This window comes from Parasphingorhabdus sp. (genome assembly GCF_965233695.1).
In the GTDB taxonomy this organism is placed as follows: Bacteria; Pseudomonadota; Alphaproteobacteria; order Sphingomonadales; family Sphingomonadaceae; genus Parasphingorhabdus.
The window spans coordinates 581,280-596,526 of sequence record NZ_OZ247497.1; the positions used below are offsets into that span (position 1 = coordinate 581,280).

Annotated in this window: 17 protein-coding genes; 7 read left to right on the forward strand and 10 right to left on the reverse strand. The window is 53.8% G+C overall.

Annotated elements, in window-relative coordinates:
• Positions 1-20 precede the first annotated feature (20 nt).
• From ACO6S1_RS02720 to ACO6S1_RS02735, 4 genes are all read right to left on the reverse strand, one after another.
• Positions 21-1,028: an AraC family transcriptional regulator ligand-binding domain-containing protein gene (locus ACO6S1_RS02720; protein WP_422344827.1), complete on the reverse strand. Its 1,008-nt coding sequence runs from the start codon at positions 1,026-1,028 to the stop codon at positions 21-23.
• Positions 1,029-1,182: 154 nt separating this feature from the next.
• On the reverse strand, positions 1,183-2,109 hold the full coding sequence (locus ACO6S1_RS02725) for a DMT family transporter (protein WP_422344828.1): 927 nt from the start codon (positions 2,107-2,109) through the stop codon (positions 1,183-1,185).
• Positions 2,106-3,107, reverse strand: coding sequence for a threonine aldolase family protein (locus tag ACO6S1_RS02730; RefSeq protein WP_422344829.1), 1,002 nt, complete (start codon positions 3,105-3,107; stop codon positions 2,106-2,108). Before ACO6S1_RS02730 ends, ACO6S1_RS02725 begins: the two co-directional genes overlap by 4 nt.
• 105 nt (positions 3,108-3,212) lie before the next feature.
• The gene (locus ACO6S1_RS02735) at positions 3,213-3,710 is read right to left on the reverse strand and encodes a helix-turn-helix domain-containing protein (RefSeq protein WP_422344830.1); all 498 of its coding nucleotides are present in this window, start codon (positions 3,708-3,710) and stop codon (positions 3,213-3,215) included.
• A 148-nt stretch (positions 3,711-3,858) separates the two neighbouring features.
• On the opposite strand from ACO6S1_RS02735, the gene ACO6S1_RS02740 reads away from it, so the two are divergent.
• Positions 3,859-4,599 (forward strand): autoinducer binding domain-containing protein, encoded by a 741-nt coding sequence (locus ACO6S1_RS02740; RefSeq protein ID WP_422344831.1) that lies wholly within the window; start codon positions 3,859-3,861, stop codon positions 4,597-4,599.
• Between the two features lie 42 nt (positions 4,600-4,641).
• Here the strand turns inward: ACO6S1_RS02740 and ACO6S1_RS02745 are convergent, their stop codons facing one another.
• The 4 genes from ACO6S1_RS02745 to ACO6S1_RS02760 form a co-directional block, all read right to left on the reverse strand.
• Positions 4,642-4,821 carry a hypothetical protein gene (locus ACO6S1_RS02745; RefSeq protein ID WP_422344832.1) on the reverse strand — a complete coding sequence of 60 codons (180 nt, stop codon included), beginning with the start codon at positions 4,819-4,821 and terminating at the stop codon, positions 4,642-4,644.
• Positions 4,821-6,035 carry an FAD-binding domain-containing protein gene (locus ACO6S1_RS02750; RefSeq protein ID WP_422344833.1) on the reverse strand — a complete coding sequence of 405 codons (1,215 nt, stop codon included), beginning with the start codon at positions 6,033-6,035 and terminating at the stop codon, positions 4,821-4,823. Before ACO6S1_RS02750 ends, ACO6S1_RS02745 begins: the two co-directional genes overlap by 1 nt.
• A 76-nt stretch (positions 6,036-6,111) precedes the next feature.
• Positions 6,112-6,687: a DNA-3-methyladenine glycosylase I gene (locus ACO6S1_RS02755; RefSeq protein ID WP_422344834.1), complete on the reverse strand. Its 576-nt coding sequence runs from the start codon at positions 6,685-6,687 to the stop codon at positions 6,112-6,114.
• 47 nt (positions 6,688-6,734) lie between these two features.
• Positions 6,735-8,069: a methyltransferase family protein gene (locus tag ACO6S1_RS02760; protein WP_422344835.1), complete on the reverse strand. Its 1,335-nt coding sequence runs from the start codon at positions 8,067-8,069 to the stop codon at positions 6,735-6,737.
• Positions 8,070-8,247: 178 nt separating this feature from the next.
• On the opposite strand from ACO6S1_RS02760, the gene ACO6S1_RS02765 reads away from it, so the two are divergent.
• Positions 8,248-9,414, forward strand: coding sequence for a PQQ-dependent sugar dehydrogenase (locus ACO6S1_RS02765; protein WP_422344836.1), 1,167 nt, complete (start codon positions 8,248-8,250; stop codon positions 9,412-9,414).
• Between the two features lie 21 nt (positions 9,415-9,435).
• On the opposite strand, the gene ACO6S1_RS02770 is transcribed toward ACO6S1_RS02765, so the two are convergent.
• The gene (locus ACO6S1_RS02770; RefSeq protein WP_422344837.1) at positions 9,436-10,290 is read right to left on the reverse strand and encodes a DUF1499 domain-containing protein; all 855 of its coding nucleotides are present in this window, start codon (positions 10,288-10,290) and stop codon (positions 9,436-9,438) included.
• 151 nt (positions 10,291-10,441) lie between these two features.
• Here ACO6S1_RS02770 and ACO6S1_RS02775 point away from each other — a divergent pair, with 151 nt between their 5' ends.
• The 5 genes from ACO6S1_RS02775 (at position 10,442) to ACO6S1_RS02795 (ending at position 14,379) form a co-directional block, all read left to right on the forward strand.
• The gene (locus ACO6S1_RS02775; protein ID WP_422344838.1) at positions 10,442-10,954 is read left to right on the forward strand and encodes a GNAT family N-acetyltransferase; all 513 of its coding nucleotides are present in this window, start codon (positions 10,442-10,444) and stop codon (positions 10,952-10,954) included.
• Between the two features lie 83 nt (positions 10,955-11,037).
• Positions 11,038-11,631, forward strand: a complete 594-nt coding sequence (locus ACO6S1_RS02780) for a DUF1285 domain-containing protein (RefSeq protein ID WP_422344839.1) — start codon at positions 11,038-11,040, stop codon at positions 11,629-11,631.
• Positions 11,628-12,242, forward strand: a complete 615-nt coding sequence (locus ACO6S1_RS02785) for a CoA pyrophosphatase (protein ID WP_422344840.1) — start codon at positions 11,628-11,630, stop codon at positions 12,240-12,242. The genes ACO6S1_RS02780 and ACO6S1_RS02785 overlap by 4 nt, the downstream gene beginning before the upstream one ends.
• Entirely contained in the window at positions 12,239-13,453 is a 1,215-nt protein-coding gene (locus tag ACO6S1_RS02790; protein ID WP_422344841.1) for a CCA tRNA nucleotidyltransferase, read from the forward strand. Before ACO6S1_RS02785 ends, ACO6S1_RS02790 begins: the two co-directional genes overlap by 4 nt.
• Before the next feature lie 89 nt (positions 13,454-13,542).
• Positions 13,543-14,379 (forward strand): SDR family NAD(P)-dependent oxidoreductase, encoded by an 837-nt coding sequence (locus ACO6S1_RS02795; protein ID WP_422344842.1) that lies wholly within the window; start codon positions 13,543-13,545, stop codon positions 14,377-14,379.
• A 110-nt stretch (positions 14,380-14,489) separates the two neighbouring features.
• Here ACO6S1_RS02795 and ACO6S1_RS02800 read toward each other — a convergent pair whose 3' ends face one another.
• Positions 14,490-15,203 (reverse strand): PEPxxWA-CTERM sorting domain-containing protein, encoded by a 714-nt coding sequence (locus ACO6S1_RS02800; protein ID WP_422344843.1) that lies wholly within the window; start codon positions 15,201-15,203, stop codon positions 14,490-14,492.
• Positions 15,204-15,247: the final 44 nt, after the last annotated feature.

A 15,247-nucleotide genomic window follows, 5' to 3' on the forward strand; every position in this document is an offset into this window, starting at 1 on the left:
TGACAGTTCGCGCCAAAATGTCAGTTGGCGGTCACTCCTAATCGATAGGAGCGCGGCGTTTGCCCGGCCCAACGTTTGAACGCACGCGTGAATCCGCTTTGCTCAGAGAAGCCGGTCAAAAATGCAATCTCCGCAAGGCTGTACTCTGTATCACGAAGCAGCTGCTGGGCGAGTTCCTGCCTGGCCAGATCAACGAGTTTTTGAAAGGACTGTCCTCGATCTGACAGCCGCCTTTGCAGTGTTCGAGCGCTCATACCCAGCTTTGATGCGATGAGTGAAAGCGTCGGGACACCTTCACTGAGCAACTGCGCCACCGCGAGCCGAACGCGTTTCTCCAGGCTGTTCTCGTCCGCGAGCCTTGCAAGTTCTTGCTCTAGATGGTGGTCAAAGAACTTCGCGATAGTTTCGTCGCCCAGTTTGTTGGGAGCAGCCAGACTCTCGTCGCTAACCAGCAGAGCATCACGACCCGATTCAAAATGTACCGGACATCCAAAATGGGCGGCATGTACCGAAGGATCGCCTCTTGGGCTGTGTTTAAAGAAGACCGCTTGCGGGATGAAGGGAGCTGTGCTGACTTCCTGGCTTATGGCTACAACTGCTGAAAGGCTTGCCTCATTAGAGAGCAGCATACCAAGATCGCCATCGCCCGCTTTGTGAAGATTGTAAAACACACCTTCTGCGCTCTGTTCCAGCGCGTAGGTCTCGGCATTGCCCAATATTCGGCCATAGCGTTCTGATCTGACGTAAGAACCATGAAGGTTCGGCGCGGATTTCCATGCCAATCCAAAGGCCCCGAACTCGTCACTGCGCATGGCCGCGCCAATGCGCAAGGGCAACTGAAGGCCGTCCGGATCCCGTTCAGCTAATGCGGCGAAAAACGCATAATAGTCGGTTGAAGAAACCATCTGAGCGGGATCGATCGGACCATCGGGCGCCAGCCCCAATCCTTTTACCAGTTCCCGTGTCTCCACTCCGTCGCTTGTCTGCCCGACGACTTTGTAAACATATAGCGACGTAATCTGGCTCATAGGGCCGACTATATAATATCTTCCTATCTCGCGGGAAGGACAATCTCGAAGAGCACAAAACTAACACACGTGATCCGAATGAGCCCCTTTACGGCCTGTTGCAGACCATTTGATCACGCTCTGTCTTGAAAAATTTGTGAATGTGCAGACATCATCAATTCGCCTTCGGTTTGCGTGCGCGCAGAGCGACGAGCAGGCCGGCCATGGCGAGCACGGCGCCCGCGGCTGGCAGGATGGTCCATTTGTAATTCTCGAACAGCGTTGACAGGATCATCGCCACGACCGGCACCAGCACGCTGGAATAGGCGGCTTTTCCCGCGCCGATCTCTCTCAGCAGCGAAAAATAGAGCGGGAATGTGATAACCGAGCCGACGATGGCGAGATAGACGATACCACCGAGATAAGCCGCGCGCACTTCGACTACCGGCGGGCCGACTGTGATCCATGACAGCACAATGTTGATCGCCGCGCCCCAGAACATTGCCCATGCCAGCAACGTGAGGATCGGATAGCTTTTCAGCCGCGGCAGCGCCTGCATCACATTGGCGACAGAGGCGGATAATATGCCGCCAACGGTCAGCGCGACCCCCAGGAGAACATCGGCCAGTGTGGCTGGCGAGCTTTTATATTCGTGCCAGAATAGCATCGCGATACCGACCGCCGCGATCGCGGACCCAGATACGAATGCGCCGTTGATCCGCTGGTTCAGGAAGATCCGGCCCAAAATCGCATTGGGCACCATCAGCAGCGCAAACAGCACCGCGACCAGACCAGAAGTGATGTAAAGCTCTGCGTTGTAAACAAAATTAAAGTTGAACGAGAATTGGGCAATGCCGATCAGGATCGCCCAGAACTGCCCTTTTATGCCCAGCCGGAATGGCAAGCGTTTGAACCCGACCAGCACGAACATTGCCGCGGACGCGATCATGAACCGGTAGCTGACCGACCAGCTGGGCGGGACGTCGGAAATCTGGTCCTTGATTACCAGCCAGGTCGAGCCCCAGATCAGCGAGACCAGCAGAAAAGGGAGTAATATGCGCGGCGTGAATAGGCTGGGTTCGCCGCTGTCCTGCTGATTCATAGGGCTTGGATGGCCTGTGCCAGCGGGCGAATATCTTCGGCGCTCTGGTTCCAGCTGGTGACCAGCCGGGCCTGCCCTGCTCCCCAGTCGTAGAAATCGAAACCGGCGCTGCGCAGGCTTTCCGCTTCGCTGGCAGAAAGTGTGATGAAAATCTCGTTGGCTTCGACGGGATGGATCAACCGGTCACTGGCGGCCTCGGCAATGATCTGTGCTCCGGCATTGGCGGCGCGGGCATTGTCCAGCCACAGGTCGCCTTCGAGCATCGCCAATAGCTGCGCTGCGAGATAGCGGCCCTTGGATTGCAGATGCCCGGCGCGCTTGCGGCGATAATGGGTCTCGCGAGCCAGGCTTTTGTCAAAGAAAACCAGCGCTTCTGCGCCCATGCCGCCATTTTTAACAAAGCCGAAACTCAGCACATCGACGCCCGCTTTCCAGGTCACATCGGCCGGGTGGCATCCCAAAGTCGCGATGGCATTGGCGAAGCGTGCGCCATCCATGTGCAAGCCTAGGCCACGCTGTGTGCAAACTTCTGCCACCGCCGCGACCTCGTCTGGCGTATAGACCCGTCCATATTCCGACGCATTGGTCAGCGATACCGCTGCTGGCTGTACCTGATGGACATCATCACGGATCGCGGCGCAATGGTGATCGATGGTTTGCCCGGCAATTTTGGCCCCTTCACCATCCACCAGCATCAGCTTTGCCCCGCCAGTATAGAATCCCGGCGCCCCTGCTTCATCCTGTTCGATATGGGCTTCCGTATGACAAATTACCCCCTGATGCGGCTGACACATCGCCGCCAGAGCCAGCGAATTGGCCGCCGTTCCGGTTGCAACCCACATCGCCTCGACCTCAGTCCCGAACAGGTCGGAGAACGCGCCGCTCAGCTGCGCGCTCAAAGCATCCCCGTCATAAGCGGTGTCCTGTTTATTGGCTGCAGCCAGAGCCGCCATCACCTTAGGATGGACAGAGGCTGCATTATCGGAGAAAAATCGCATGAGATTGCCATGCTGCGATCCAGTCGCTGCGTCAAGATGAGGATGAGTGAATCGATATCCCCGCCGTAATGAAGCCGCAGAGCAGGTTTGTAAAAGACAGGATAGCTATTGGGCAGCCGTCAGCGAATCTTTGTCAGGCACCCCTTGCAATGCAGCAACATCGAAAAGGCCAGCCATTTTAGCAATCTGGACCTGAAGCTGCGAAAAGAGCATCGCCATCTGCTTGGCTCCCTTGTCCGTCAGCAAGATATATTTTTTGCTATGATCAGCTGGATCTTCTTCCTGATAGAGGAACCCGTCTGTCATTAGCAGATCAACATATCGCTGTGCGATACTGGGCGCGATACCCGCCTCATCTGCAACATCGGCCAATTGCAGTTGCCGCCTCGCACGACCAGCATGATCCAGAGCCAATAAAATATCCCACGAGCCGCCGGGAAAATAATCTTCGGGAAAAGCAGCACTTCTGGCTTTGCGGAGATCCAGCGCAAATTTGGCGATATCGAGCTTTTCAATCGCTCGCGCCCAGTTATTGCGCTCCATTTGATCAAGCTTATGCTTTATCTCGGTCAACAACGCTAGTTGATCAGTATTCTGATCCATCGTCTTGCTCACACTTTATTGGTTCAGGGAACAAGGCCTATATTTAAGAAAAAGATTTTCACTGTCACGCAAATGAATGACAAGTTGTAAAAACTTGTGAAATAACGCAATATAGGATGATAGTGACTTTCGGGGGTAGCATGGCATAGTGGCTACAACGGATCAAGATCTACATGTCGGAGAGATTCTCCGACAAATTTCCAGTTCATCGTCTATTGCCGAAATTCTGGAAATGGTTCGCTCCGTGGTCGTCAAGCTCGGCGCTAACCGAACGAGCTATCACCTCACTCCCAAACTAAGATCACAGACCGATCGCCGCATTCATCTCGCCACATCCGGATTCTCGGACAAATGGCTTAGACTCTACGAGGAAGCGGATTTTCGAAAACATGATCCCATACCGGATATCATCATGCGTCATGGTGAACCGATGTTGTGGCAGGACGCACTCGCATCGAAGCGACTGAACGAAGGAGAAGAGGAATTTGTCAGGCAATTGGAGGCTCATGGCCTGTATAACGGCATTGGTATTCCCTTATTTGGTCCCAAAGGCCGCGATGCGTATTCCGCATTTACGTTTGAGCCCGAAAAACTGATGTATGATGATAAGACGATCGCGATGGTCTCAGCTATTGCCGGTATGGCTCATGTCCGGATCTGCAATATCCTTGAGAAAGAACACGCTCACAATGTGCAATTATCTGATCGCGAAACACAGGTTATCCAATTAATCGCCAACGGCCGGTCCAACAAAGCCATAGCGTCAGACCTTAGCATAGGTGGTTCGACCGCAGATACTTACGTCCGCAGGATATTCGCAAAATTGGATGTCAGCGATAGAATCGGCGCCTCGATCCGCGCCCTGGAGCTGGGGATTTTACGGCTCTGAACCTACCTGGACTCCAGGGCTTTTTTCGTCTCTCACTATTTTCTAGCGCTTCTTGGCAATTTTTATTTTGTCCGCTTTGGCGCGCTTTTTTATGGATTCTTCGCTGCGCGTAAGCGCTTTGGAAATTGCCTTCAGCGTCATCCCTTTTTTGACCAATGCATGGAGTCTTTGGATTTCTTCACTGGTCCAGGGTTGTTTGTGACGTTGAAAATGCTCTTTCATTACAATGCCATCCCCAGACTACGCAGCGCATCTGGCGCCTTTTTCTTGACCGGGAAAAAACCTTTGGTCGCCAGCGGCCAGATCGCAGCATCATAGTCACGCATCACCCACCGGGCATTATTGCCATTTATTTCCTTGCCTATCGCGTCTTTGAGCGGCCCCACGGGCAACCATGGCGACAAAAGACGCTCAAGCTTCGCACTGGCTAAAATCGCACTCAATTTCTCACCCTTGTTCCACATCACTTTTTCACAACCAAAATGATCGGCACCGCGCGTTACAGCATCGGACACCGCCCCTTCGGCAAAGGTCCGGACCTTTTCTGATACGCCTTTCGGGCTCTTGCCATCTGGACCGCTCACACCAATGATGAGGGATGGCTTCTGCGGCAGTTCAAGACTTTCAGGATGACAATCCTCGTCATGCACCAACAGTGCAAAGGCGGCGGCAGCCGGCGGCGCAGGTGGTATCTTGAGCGGCCGCAACTTGTAGTTTCTATCTTCTTCTAGTGGCTTGGCTTCGGCGGCCAGTCCGATGGCTGCAAATCGGCTGCCTGTAAATTGCGCGATATTCTCTTTGGTGGCCAGATAGGTTTTGCCCTTGGTGTGCAATCCGCCCACCCATCGCCAGGAAAGACTATTGGATGCCGCGTCGCCATCGAGCAGATGCTGCAGAAAAAAATCTGCGCCCAATTCCCATGGCAGCTTGAGCGTGAATATCCAGATGCTGGCAAACCACATGCGGGCATGGTTGTGGAGATAACCGGTATCGACCAGTTCTTTTACCCAATGATCAAACGCGTCAATGCCTGTGCGGCCTTCTATTGCTTGCTCATAGCCTTTGCGCAGACCGCCTTGCGCTTTCAGTTGCTTGAACCGCGCATCCCGGTCGTTGACATAGTCCGCCCACACCTCCGGCCTTTGTTCCAACCAACCTTTAAAATAGCCACGCCACAAGACTTCCGAAACAAACTTGTCCGCCCCCTGCGCACCATGCGCTTTCACGGCAGCGGCCAACAACTCATGTTCTGTCAGCAGTTTGTGTCGGACATATGGCGACAGCTTTGACACATTGTCGCGCCAAGGATCCTTTTCGGTATCGGCCTCTGGGCCATAGTCGAAATTGCGTTTATGTGCATAGTTATGCCCCATATTCGCGGTGAATTCTGCGAGCCGCGATAAAGCGGCCGCTCTGGTGGCTTGAGGGTGTTTCATGGCAGCCCTATTGCACCTATGATCCAGCCTGCCAACTACGCAGTTCGAACAGGTCAACGAGCATCGGCAAAAACAACTACGCCTGCCAGCAATCCGCCATATGATCATCGACCATCCCGATGGCCTGCATATAAGCATAGATGATCGTGCTGCCGACGAAACTCATCCCGCGCTTTTTCAGGTCTTTGGAGATCGCATCGCTGATTGGTGAAGTGGCGAGCATTTCCGATCCGTCTTTTGGCCGGTTTACAATTGGCTGGCCGTCGACATGCGCCCAAAGCCAGGCATCAAAACTGCCAAATTCCTTCTGCATATCCAGAAAAACCAATGCGTTTTTACGGACGGAGTAAATCTTCAATCGGTTACGGATAATTCCTTCATCCTCGCGCAGCGCTTCCAGTTCAGCGTCGCTCATCGCCGCCGCACGTGCAATGTCAAAGCGGTGAAAAGCGCGGCGATAACCTTCCCGTTTTCGCAGCACGGTTTCCCAGCTCAGCCCCGCTTGCGCTCCTTCGAGGATCAGGTTTTCGAACAGTTTTTGATCATCATGTTCGGGAATGCCCCATTCCTCGTCATGATAGATGCCGTAAAATTCCTTGCCCGCCTGTCCGCCAAAACAGCGATGCTTCCCGTCTGTACCGATTACTGTCATGGGCGGCAGCTTATGGCGATTGCGGGCCTAATGAAAGGCCAAAACAGCTATTCTGCGGGCTGAATATCCCGCTCCGCCTTGCGCTTTGGACGCCACCAGCCGATTTTTACTTTCGCCCAGTTAAGCGCGCGCGGGATTGGCGCGTTACGGTCCATCCACTCTGCATATTCCTTGTAAGCCGGATCGCTAAGCAGATGCTTTTCTTCGGTCTTGGCGCGCCAAAAATAAACACCGCTGACAGCAGCAATGATCACCGTATTGCGAACCATGTCCGTAAAACTGTTTGACGTGACAAGAAATGGCATCGTCGCCAGCCACCAATAGAGGTTTTTGGCCACATAGGCCGGATGCTTGGTGTACCGGTAAGGTCCGTGGGTCAGGATACCGCGGTGGGTAAGATTAGAGAAACGCAGTCCGAACGCGACAGTCGCCCAGGCATATATTGCCGTCAGAATTACCAATATTGCGCCCCAGATAGACAAAATAGCATCATGCCCCTCCAACCAATAGGCCCAGTCCGCGGTGTTTACGTGATAGTTGAGCGGGCCATCCATAAGGATGAAAGGCGGATAACATATCAATGCAGCAACCCAGCCAGCCATGTAGGGATTGGCGGTGCGGATATGTGCGTCCAGCGGTTTCATCGTCAGCAAATAGCCGACCGTCGCAAATTGCACGTCGACAACAAACATCGCAATGATCAGCCAATGGGCCATCGCCACCGGATTACCGAGGACTTGCGAGATATCGAGACGGACAATGTCACCAAATCCGCCCGGTACAATCGAAATCATGAACGCAAGGAAAAAGCCCTTCACCGCCCAGGCGCGCAGATGATGGTAGATTTGCTCGCGGTCATATTCACCGCCATGATCCTTGCTTCCCCCACCCATCAGAAATTGTCCGAAATGCCAGGCACCGTCGCGTGGTTCGATGAAACGACGGTCCATCCACAGGACATATGGAATGGATAGTCCGAGGACGAAAGGCGCTGCGGCTTCCATCATATCCATCGAAAATTGATATTGCCCGGTCCAATACCATCGCCCGACACAGTAAATCAGCGCAATAATGGCCCATGTCGCCCACAGTCCGGCGAGCTTGGCAACGCTTATATCGAAAGTCTGTTTCAACGGTTTGGGATTCTGCCAATCGATACCGGTAGAGGCCCTCAAATGAACTTTGTCATAGAGCAGGGACCAGATCACCATCGGAACGCCGCAGGCGGCGCAGGCGACCAACGCCGAATAAGGCCCGTCCATGCCATATTGCCGCGCGATCATAATCCAGGAAAACAGCCCGACCAGGCCGGCGATGCCCACACCGCTGGACACCGCAGAAGGCGGCCGCGGATCAAGCGCATCTGATTTGCGTGCAAACATAGACTGGCGCTTTAACCAGAAATGGTAAGTAACCCGTGAACATCGGTCTTTTTGAACCCGAATATCCTAGGAATTACCCAATCATTCCGCTATATTTTTGTAAATTTGCAATATCGCCACTTCTTGAACCAAACTGCAACTTATTGGATCGCTTCAAAATATGATCATGGGAAAAAATATGAGAAATCTTACTCTTGCCACCGGATTATCCATCGTGCTGATCGCTTGCAGCAATGGCGACGACGCACAGGCTTCAAAAAGCAGTTCTGAAGAGGCGCAGACCTCCAAAGATATCTCCCCGGTGGACCGGATACCTTTTGACAAAGCCGAAGTGGCCAGTTTTGACGAACCATGGGCGATGACCTTCCTACCTGACGGCCGGATGCTGGTCACGGAAAAGAAAGGCAAGCTGCTGTTGGTAGACCAGAAGGGTACCAAGACAGAAATCGCCAATGTGCCCGAAGTGGATTATGGTGGTCAGGGCGGATTTGGTGACGTTATTCTGGCGCCAGATTTCGATACCAGCGGCCGGATTTACCTGAGCTGGGTCGAGAGCGGCGAAGACGATACCCGCGGCGCGGTTGTCGCCCATGCTAAGCTTGATTTACAGGGAACCCAGCCTGATCTGAAGGACATCAAGAAAATCTGGACACAGAATCCGAAAACCACCGGGCGCGGTCATTATTCCCACCGGATGGTCTTTTCGCCTGACGGCAAACATCTTTTTATCGGGTCAGGCGAGCGCCAGAAATTCGATCCATCACAGGACATGACGGGTAATCTAGGTAAAATTATTCGACTTTATCCGGATGGCAGCATTCCCGATGACAACCCGTTTGTGGATCAGGAAGGTGCGTTGCCTGAAATATGGTCATTGGGGCATCGCAACATTCTCGGCATGGCTTTTGATGGCGAAGGCCGGCTGTGGAACCAGGAAATGGGTCCGAGAGACGGAGATGAGCTTAATCTGGTTCAACCCAAAGCCAATTATGGGTATCCGATTGTATCCGAAGGCGATCATTATGATGGCAAGAAAATCCCCAACCATGATACCCGGCCCGAATTTGCGGCACCGAAAGTGGCCTGGGTTCCGACAATCGCGCCATCGGGGTTGATATTCTACACCGATGATCTCTTCCCTGCCTGGAAAGGCAGTGCTTTTATCGGCGGTCTCGCCAGCGAAGCCATTATCCGCATCTCGTTTGACGGTGAAAATGCCAAAGAGGCCGAACGCTTTGCGATGGGCCAGCGTATTCGCGAACTTGAACAGGGGCCCAAGGGTGCCCTGTGGGTGCTGGAAGATGGCGAAGGTGGCCGGCTGCTCAAGTTGACGCCAGCCAATTAGCGCTGACCAACCAACAACAGTTCAAGAAGCAGCCGTTGTCGTTCCGGACAAATCGCTGAGGAACTGGCGTACCCGTTTGGCGTTTGCGCCAAGGTCGTGAATACCAACCCGCGAAACCGAACGCATGTCGATAATGCTGGCTGCGCCGTTTTCGGCCGCGCGCGCGCGGATGACAACATCATCTTTAAACCGGAACAGCGAAATGGTCGCGGTCGCCTCCAAATGGCCTGATGCAGGATCGACACTAACGACTTCCCATCCCCGATCTTCCGCAAGTCGTCTCGCTTTTTCAATAACCTCAGCGACAGGTTGATCTATACGGACTGAACGGATGTCGGGATAAGCGTCCTGATGCAATGTTGCCCAGCGCTGGCGCGGATTCATGCCGCGCATCTCGCTATCGTCTGTCCCGGGAATATTGTCCCAATTGTCCGCGCGCAAGGTCAGAGCAGAAAATTGCGGCGGATCTGCGAGATCAGTGGTGATATCATGGATGGCCGGGAGCGACGCCAATGTCATCGCATAGCTGGCCAGATAACCGATAAATCCGAGCGAGACCAGGGTGCCAATGCCAAGCAATGGCCAACGCGTCTTGCGATCTTTCCGGCGATCAAGAACATATCCGACAATCGCAATAATCAGGGCAATCAATGCTGCCAAGCCGGTCCACGGCAATATGCCCAGACCCGCTTGCCACCCCCACAAACCGATGCCCGCGCCAAATGCCGAACCGAAAAACACGATGACCGATGCGATAGCTATCACAAAGACCGTCCAGCCTTTCGGATCATTACGCAGTGTCGCCAGTTTACCTGTCTTTAATGCGCTGGTTTCTGCCGGTTCCATATTCGATTGCTGATCCTGTTGACTGTTCACCAGATTGCCTCCCTTTAGGTTGCTGTCTTTTAGCCGCGACTAAGCCATAGTGCAATCAACTGTCGTTCGAGGCTCCATGTTGCTCGACAGCGCCGCGCAATCCGTTTAAACGCGCGCTTTCTGAAGTTTCTCCATCACACAGGACCTGGATTTGACTACAATAATTCCTCTTGCCGAAATTGATCCCGCGTTGGTTGAAGATCTGCTTGATGCGGCCTTTGGCAAGAAGCGCACCGAACGCACCGCTTATAAAGTTCGTGAAGGCATGGATATGTTAGAGGGGCTCAGTGTTGCGGCCGTTGACATGGCCGAGAATGAATTGCTTGGCTCCTTACAATGCTGGCCTGTCGCACTAACTGACCCCGAAGAGAAAAAGCATCCCATGATCATGGTCGGGCCAGTAGCGGTCTATCCTGATTGCCAGCAACAAGGTGTGGGCCAGGCGCTGATGAAAGGCCTGCTGAAGGAATTGCAGGCAGGCGAAAGCCTGCCATTGGTGATGATTGGTGACCCTGCCTATTATGACCGCTTCTTCGGATTTTCGCCAGAGCGTACCGGCGGCTGGACACTCCCCGGACCTTGGGAACCGGAACGTTTGCTCGTGCGGGCACCCGGCGATGCACCATTGCCCGAGAAGGGCAAGCTGGGACCGTGGACAAGTTGAATATTCCCGGCCACGCCTACTCTTGCCGCCTTTGATAATTAGCGATGCTTTACAGGTCCGCTTATTCCCAATAGGCAAAGCGCATGCCCTATGTACCGCCACCCGAACTCGCCTCTCTTTCCCTTGCTGATATCGCAGAGATGGTCGAGGCACAGAAATTGCCGCCAGTGGACCAGTGGGAACCGGAAGAAACCGGCGACAGCGAAATGCGCATTGCGGTGGACGGCACCTGGTATCATCAAGGATCGCCGATTAATCGGCCAGCCATGGTCCGCGCTTTTTCTACCCTTTTGCGGCAGGAGCAGGACAATAGCTATGTCCTGGTTACGCCCTATCAGAAGCTTTATATCCAGATTGAAGACGCGCCTTTCGTTGCGGTGGAAGTGGAAAGCGAAGGCGAAGGCGTGGACCGCAAACTCGCGTTCCGGTTAAACACCGATCATCTGGTCATGGCTGATGAAATGCACAAGCTGAGTTTTCCCAAAATTGCCGCAACAAATTCTGGTGCAGCAACCGAAGAACATGCCAGGCCCTATCTGCATGTTCGAGGCGGACTGGAGGCTGTATTGGCACGGCCGGTTTACTATGAACTGGCAGAATATGCACTAGCCGATAATCTTGATCCGTTCGGTCTCTGGAGCAACGGCGCCTTTTTCCCGATAGACAAACCAGAATGACCAGCACCTTCGACCTCAGGACAAAACTCTCGCAGGCTCTTCGCACCGGACATGCCACTGATCTGGATCATGCATTGTCGGACGAGCGCGATTTTATCAAAGACCTGGATAGCCTACGGAGCGCTGCTGTGCTGATTGCGATTACCGATCGTCCGGACGACCCCGGCGTCATTCTCGTCCAGCGGCCCGATCATATGCGCAATCATCCGGGGCAGGTCGCCTTTCCCGGCGGCAAGATTGATCCCGATGACAAGGATGCGATACATGCTGCTTTGCGCGAAGCGGAAGAGGAAGTGCAGCTTGATCCGGCGAAGGTTGACATTATCGGGCCCACTGACCGCTATCATTCGGGCAGCGGCTATAATATCCAGCCGATATTGGGTGTCATTCCTCCAGACCTGCCTCTCATCCCCTGCCCGGAAGAAGTGGATGACTGGTTCGAGGCCCCGCTGGAATTTGTCCTGAACCCGAAAAACCAGAACGCGCATATTGGTGAATGGCGCGGCGAACGGCGAGAATATTATCAGATTAACTGGCAAAATCGCCGTATCTGGGGAATTACCGCCGGCATATTGGTCAATCTTTCCAAGCGGCTGGATTGGTTGTCATGACGCCAAAAAACAAAAAATTGCCGGCCGCCGAATGGCATCAGCGAAAGTCGCTGAAAGACCTGATCGCCGTTCTCGATGGCACAGGGAACATGACCCGTTTTGTCGGCGGTGCCGTGCGCGATACATTGCTGGGCGTGCCGGTGAAGGATATTGATCTTGCGACGATCCTGAAACCCGATGCCGTCATGAAACGGCTCGAAGACGCCGGGATCAAGGTCATTCCCACCGGGATTGATCATGGCACGGTTACCGCTGTTACAACCGACGGTCCGGTTGAAATCACCACTTTGCGCCGCGATGTTTCGACAGATGGCCGCCGCGCCACGGTGGCTTATAGCGATGACTGGCAAGAAGATGCGGCGCGGAGGGATTTTACCATCAATGCGTTATTCGCTGATCCCGAGACACTTGAAATATACGATTATTTTGGTGGGCTGGTTGATCTGGAGAACCACCAGATCCGGTTCATTGGATCGGCAGCGCAGCGCATAGCCGAGGATCATTTGAGGATCATGCGTTATTTCCGTTTCCTCGCACGGCTGGGACAACATAATGTCGATCAGGACACGTTCGATGCCTGCCGGAAAGCAGCGCGGGAACTTGCCAAATTGTCGCGCGAACGCGTGGCGGACGAGTTGATCAAATTGCTGGGTGCATCCGATCCCGTCTATGCCGTGCAGGAGATGATCCAGGCAGATATTTTTGCCAATATTGTGGCGGAGATTGATCCTGATGCCGGCGAGATTCTGGCGACCCTGAATTTGCGCGAAGAGGCGCACGACATTTCCCCTGACCCGCTTCGGCGTTTGGTTGGGCTTCTTCCCAAGGATGTGGACAAGGCAATAAATATTGTCACTGGGTTGAAACTGTCCAAGAAAACGCGCCGCGCTGTGGCGAGCCGGCTGGTTGCTCCTGATCCGACCGCGTCTGATATTCTGCCTCTGGCCTATCATCACGGCGCAGATGCTGCTCGGGATATGGCCTTGCTGTTTGCAGCAGATGACACGCTGGCTGACTGTCTGGTTCAGCTTGACGGGTGGGACAAACCGGTCTTACCGATGACCGGCGGTGACCTGATCGCCATGGGGCTTAAGCCGGGTCCTGTTGTTGCAGAGACCTTGGAACGTATTGAGCGCCAATGGATCAGGGAGGGTTTTCCGGGGGAAGACCGCGCGCGCTCTATTGCGCGGGAATTGATTTTGCCCACTTGAAACACTGCGGACATTCTATAGGCCCGCAAACGGTCGTCTCATTTTTAGTATCGGCCATATCCCTCGCACCGAACCAGAAGGAAAAATTGATGAAAATTGGCAGTGACAATGTGGCGTTCGTTACCGGCGGAGCAGGCGGGATCGGGCTTGCTATCGCCGAAGTGCTGGCAGCACGGGGCGCAAAAGTCATGTTGGCAGATCTCGATCAGACGAAATTGGACGAGGCAGCAAAAATGCTCTCCGCCAAAGGTGCGGATGTGGGCACAGTCGTGTGCGATGTCGCAGACGAAGCGCAAATGCGGGCGGCAGCGGCGGCGACCATCGAGAAATTTGGCAAGGTGCATATCGTGGTCAACAATGCCGGTGTTGCGCTGGGCGGAATGCCTGGCGAAATTTCCATGAAAGACTGGCGCTGGATCGTTGATATCAATCTGATCGGCGTTGCTCACGGTGTCGAAATATTCACACCACTCATCCAAAGTCATGGCGAAGGCGGCTATTTCATCAACACCGCATCAATGGCGGGCCATGGCGCCGCGCCTGGAATGGCACCTTATAACGCAACCAAATTCGCGGTAGTTGGCTATTCCGAAGCCCTGAAGCAGGAACTGGCGCCGAGCAATATCGGCGTCAGCATTTTGTGCCCGGCATGGGTCAAAACCAACATTCACCGCAGCGCTTTTGATAAACCTACCGGTGGAAGCGACGAAAGCGATCCCCGATTCAAGGAAATGGCCGCTGTCATCGACGCCGGAATCGACCCGGCCGATGTCGCGGAATGGACCGCGCAATGTGTCGAAGCAGACCGGCTCTATATCTTCACCCATCCCGAATTTTCCGGGGCCATTGATTATCGCCATGCGATGATCAAGGCTGACTATGATGCCTGTTCTGATTTTCCAGCGTTTCAGAAAAAGGATGTGTAGTAAAACGAACCGCGTCTAGGCTACCGTATGACAATAGAAAAAGGCTCCCCGCGCAAACGGGGAGCCTTTTTAATATCGAACCTCAACCCAACAAAGCTGGGTCAGAGGATTTATGCCAAAGCTGGTTTGGCCGTCAAAGACTTGCGGTTGCGACGCATTGCACCGCCAACCAGACCAAAGCCAAAGATCATCATCGCCCACGTCGCGGGCTCAGGAACCGGCGCACCGATTTCCAGCACGACATTGTCAAGCAAAGGACCAACATTGTCGGCGCTGCTGGATCCGAATTTGAAATTCAGTGATCCAGCTTCTCCAGCGGTGAAGAAAATCGAACGGGTGAAGAACGGCGCGTCAAAGGCGATCCCTGAAGAAGTAGTGATGTTGGAGGTGTTTGTTGATGGGATAACAATCTGATCTGTGCCGCCAAAGTTGATGCCGTAGTCATCGACCATGATGGACGAACCAAAATCAAATCCAACGAAATAACCATCATTACCGGAACGGCGCTGATTGCCACCGAGATCGAAGGAGAGTCGCACAAAATCACCAGCGTTAAATGCGAAGCTATTGAGGCTGGTCAGTTCACCGGGTCCGGGCGAACCATCAAGATCCACACAGGATCCTGAACATGCTATTCCGAAGTCACCGTTTTTGACAACGTCCGTTGTGCCAGCACCAGTTGAAGCGAAATTGGCATAGCCCGTGTAGTTCAGGGCGGAATTTCCGCCATTTTCACCGTCAAAATTGTCTGAAAAGACCACACCCGCATGCGCCGGTGCGATGGTTGCAGCTGATAGTGCCAGCGCTACTAGTAACTTACGCATAAATACCCCTCGTGCCGACATGACGGCATTAAATCATCAAAATA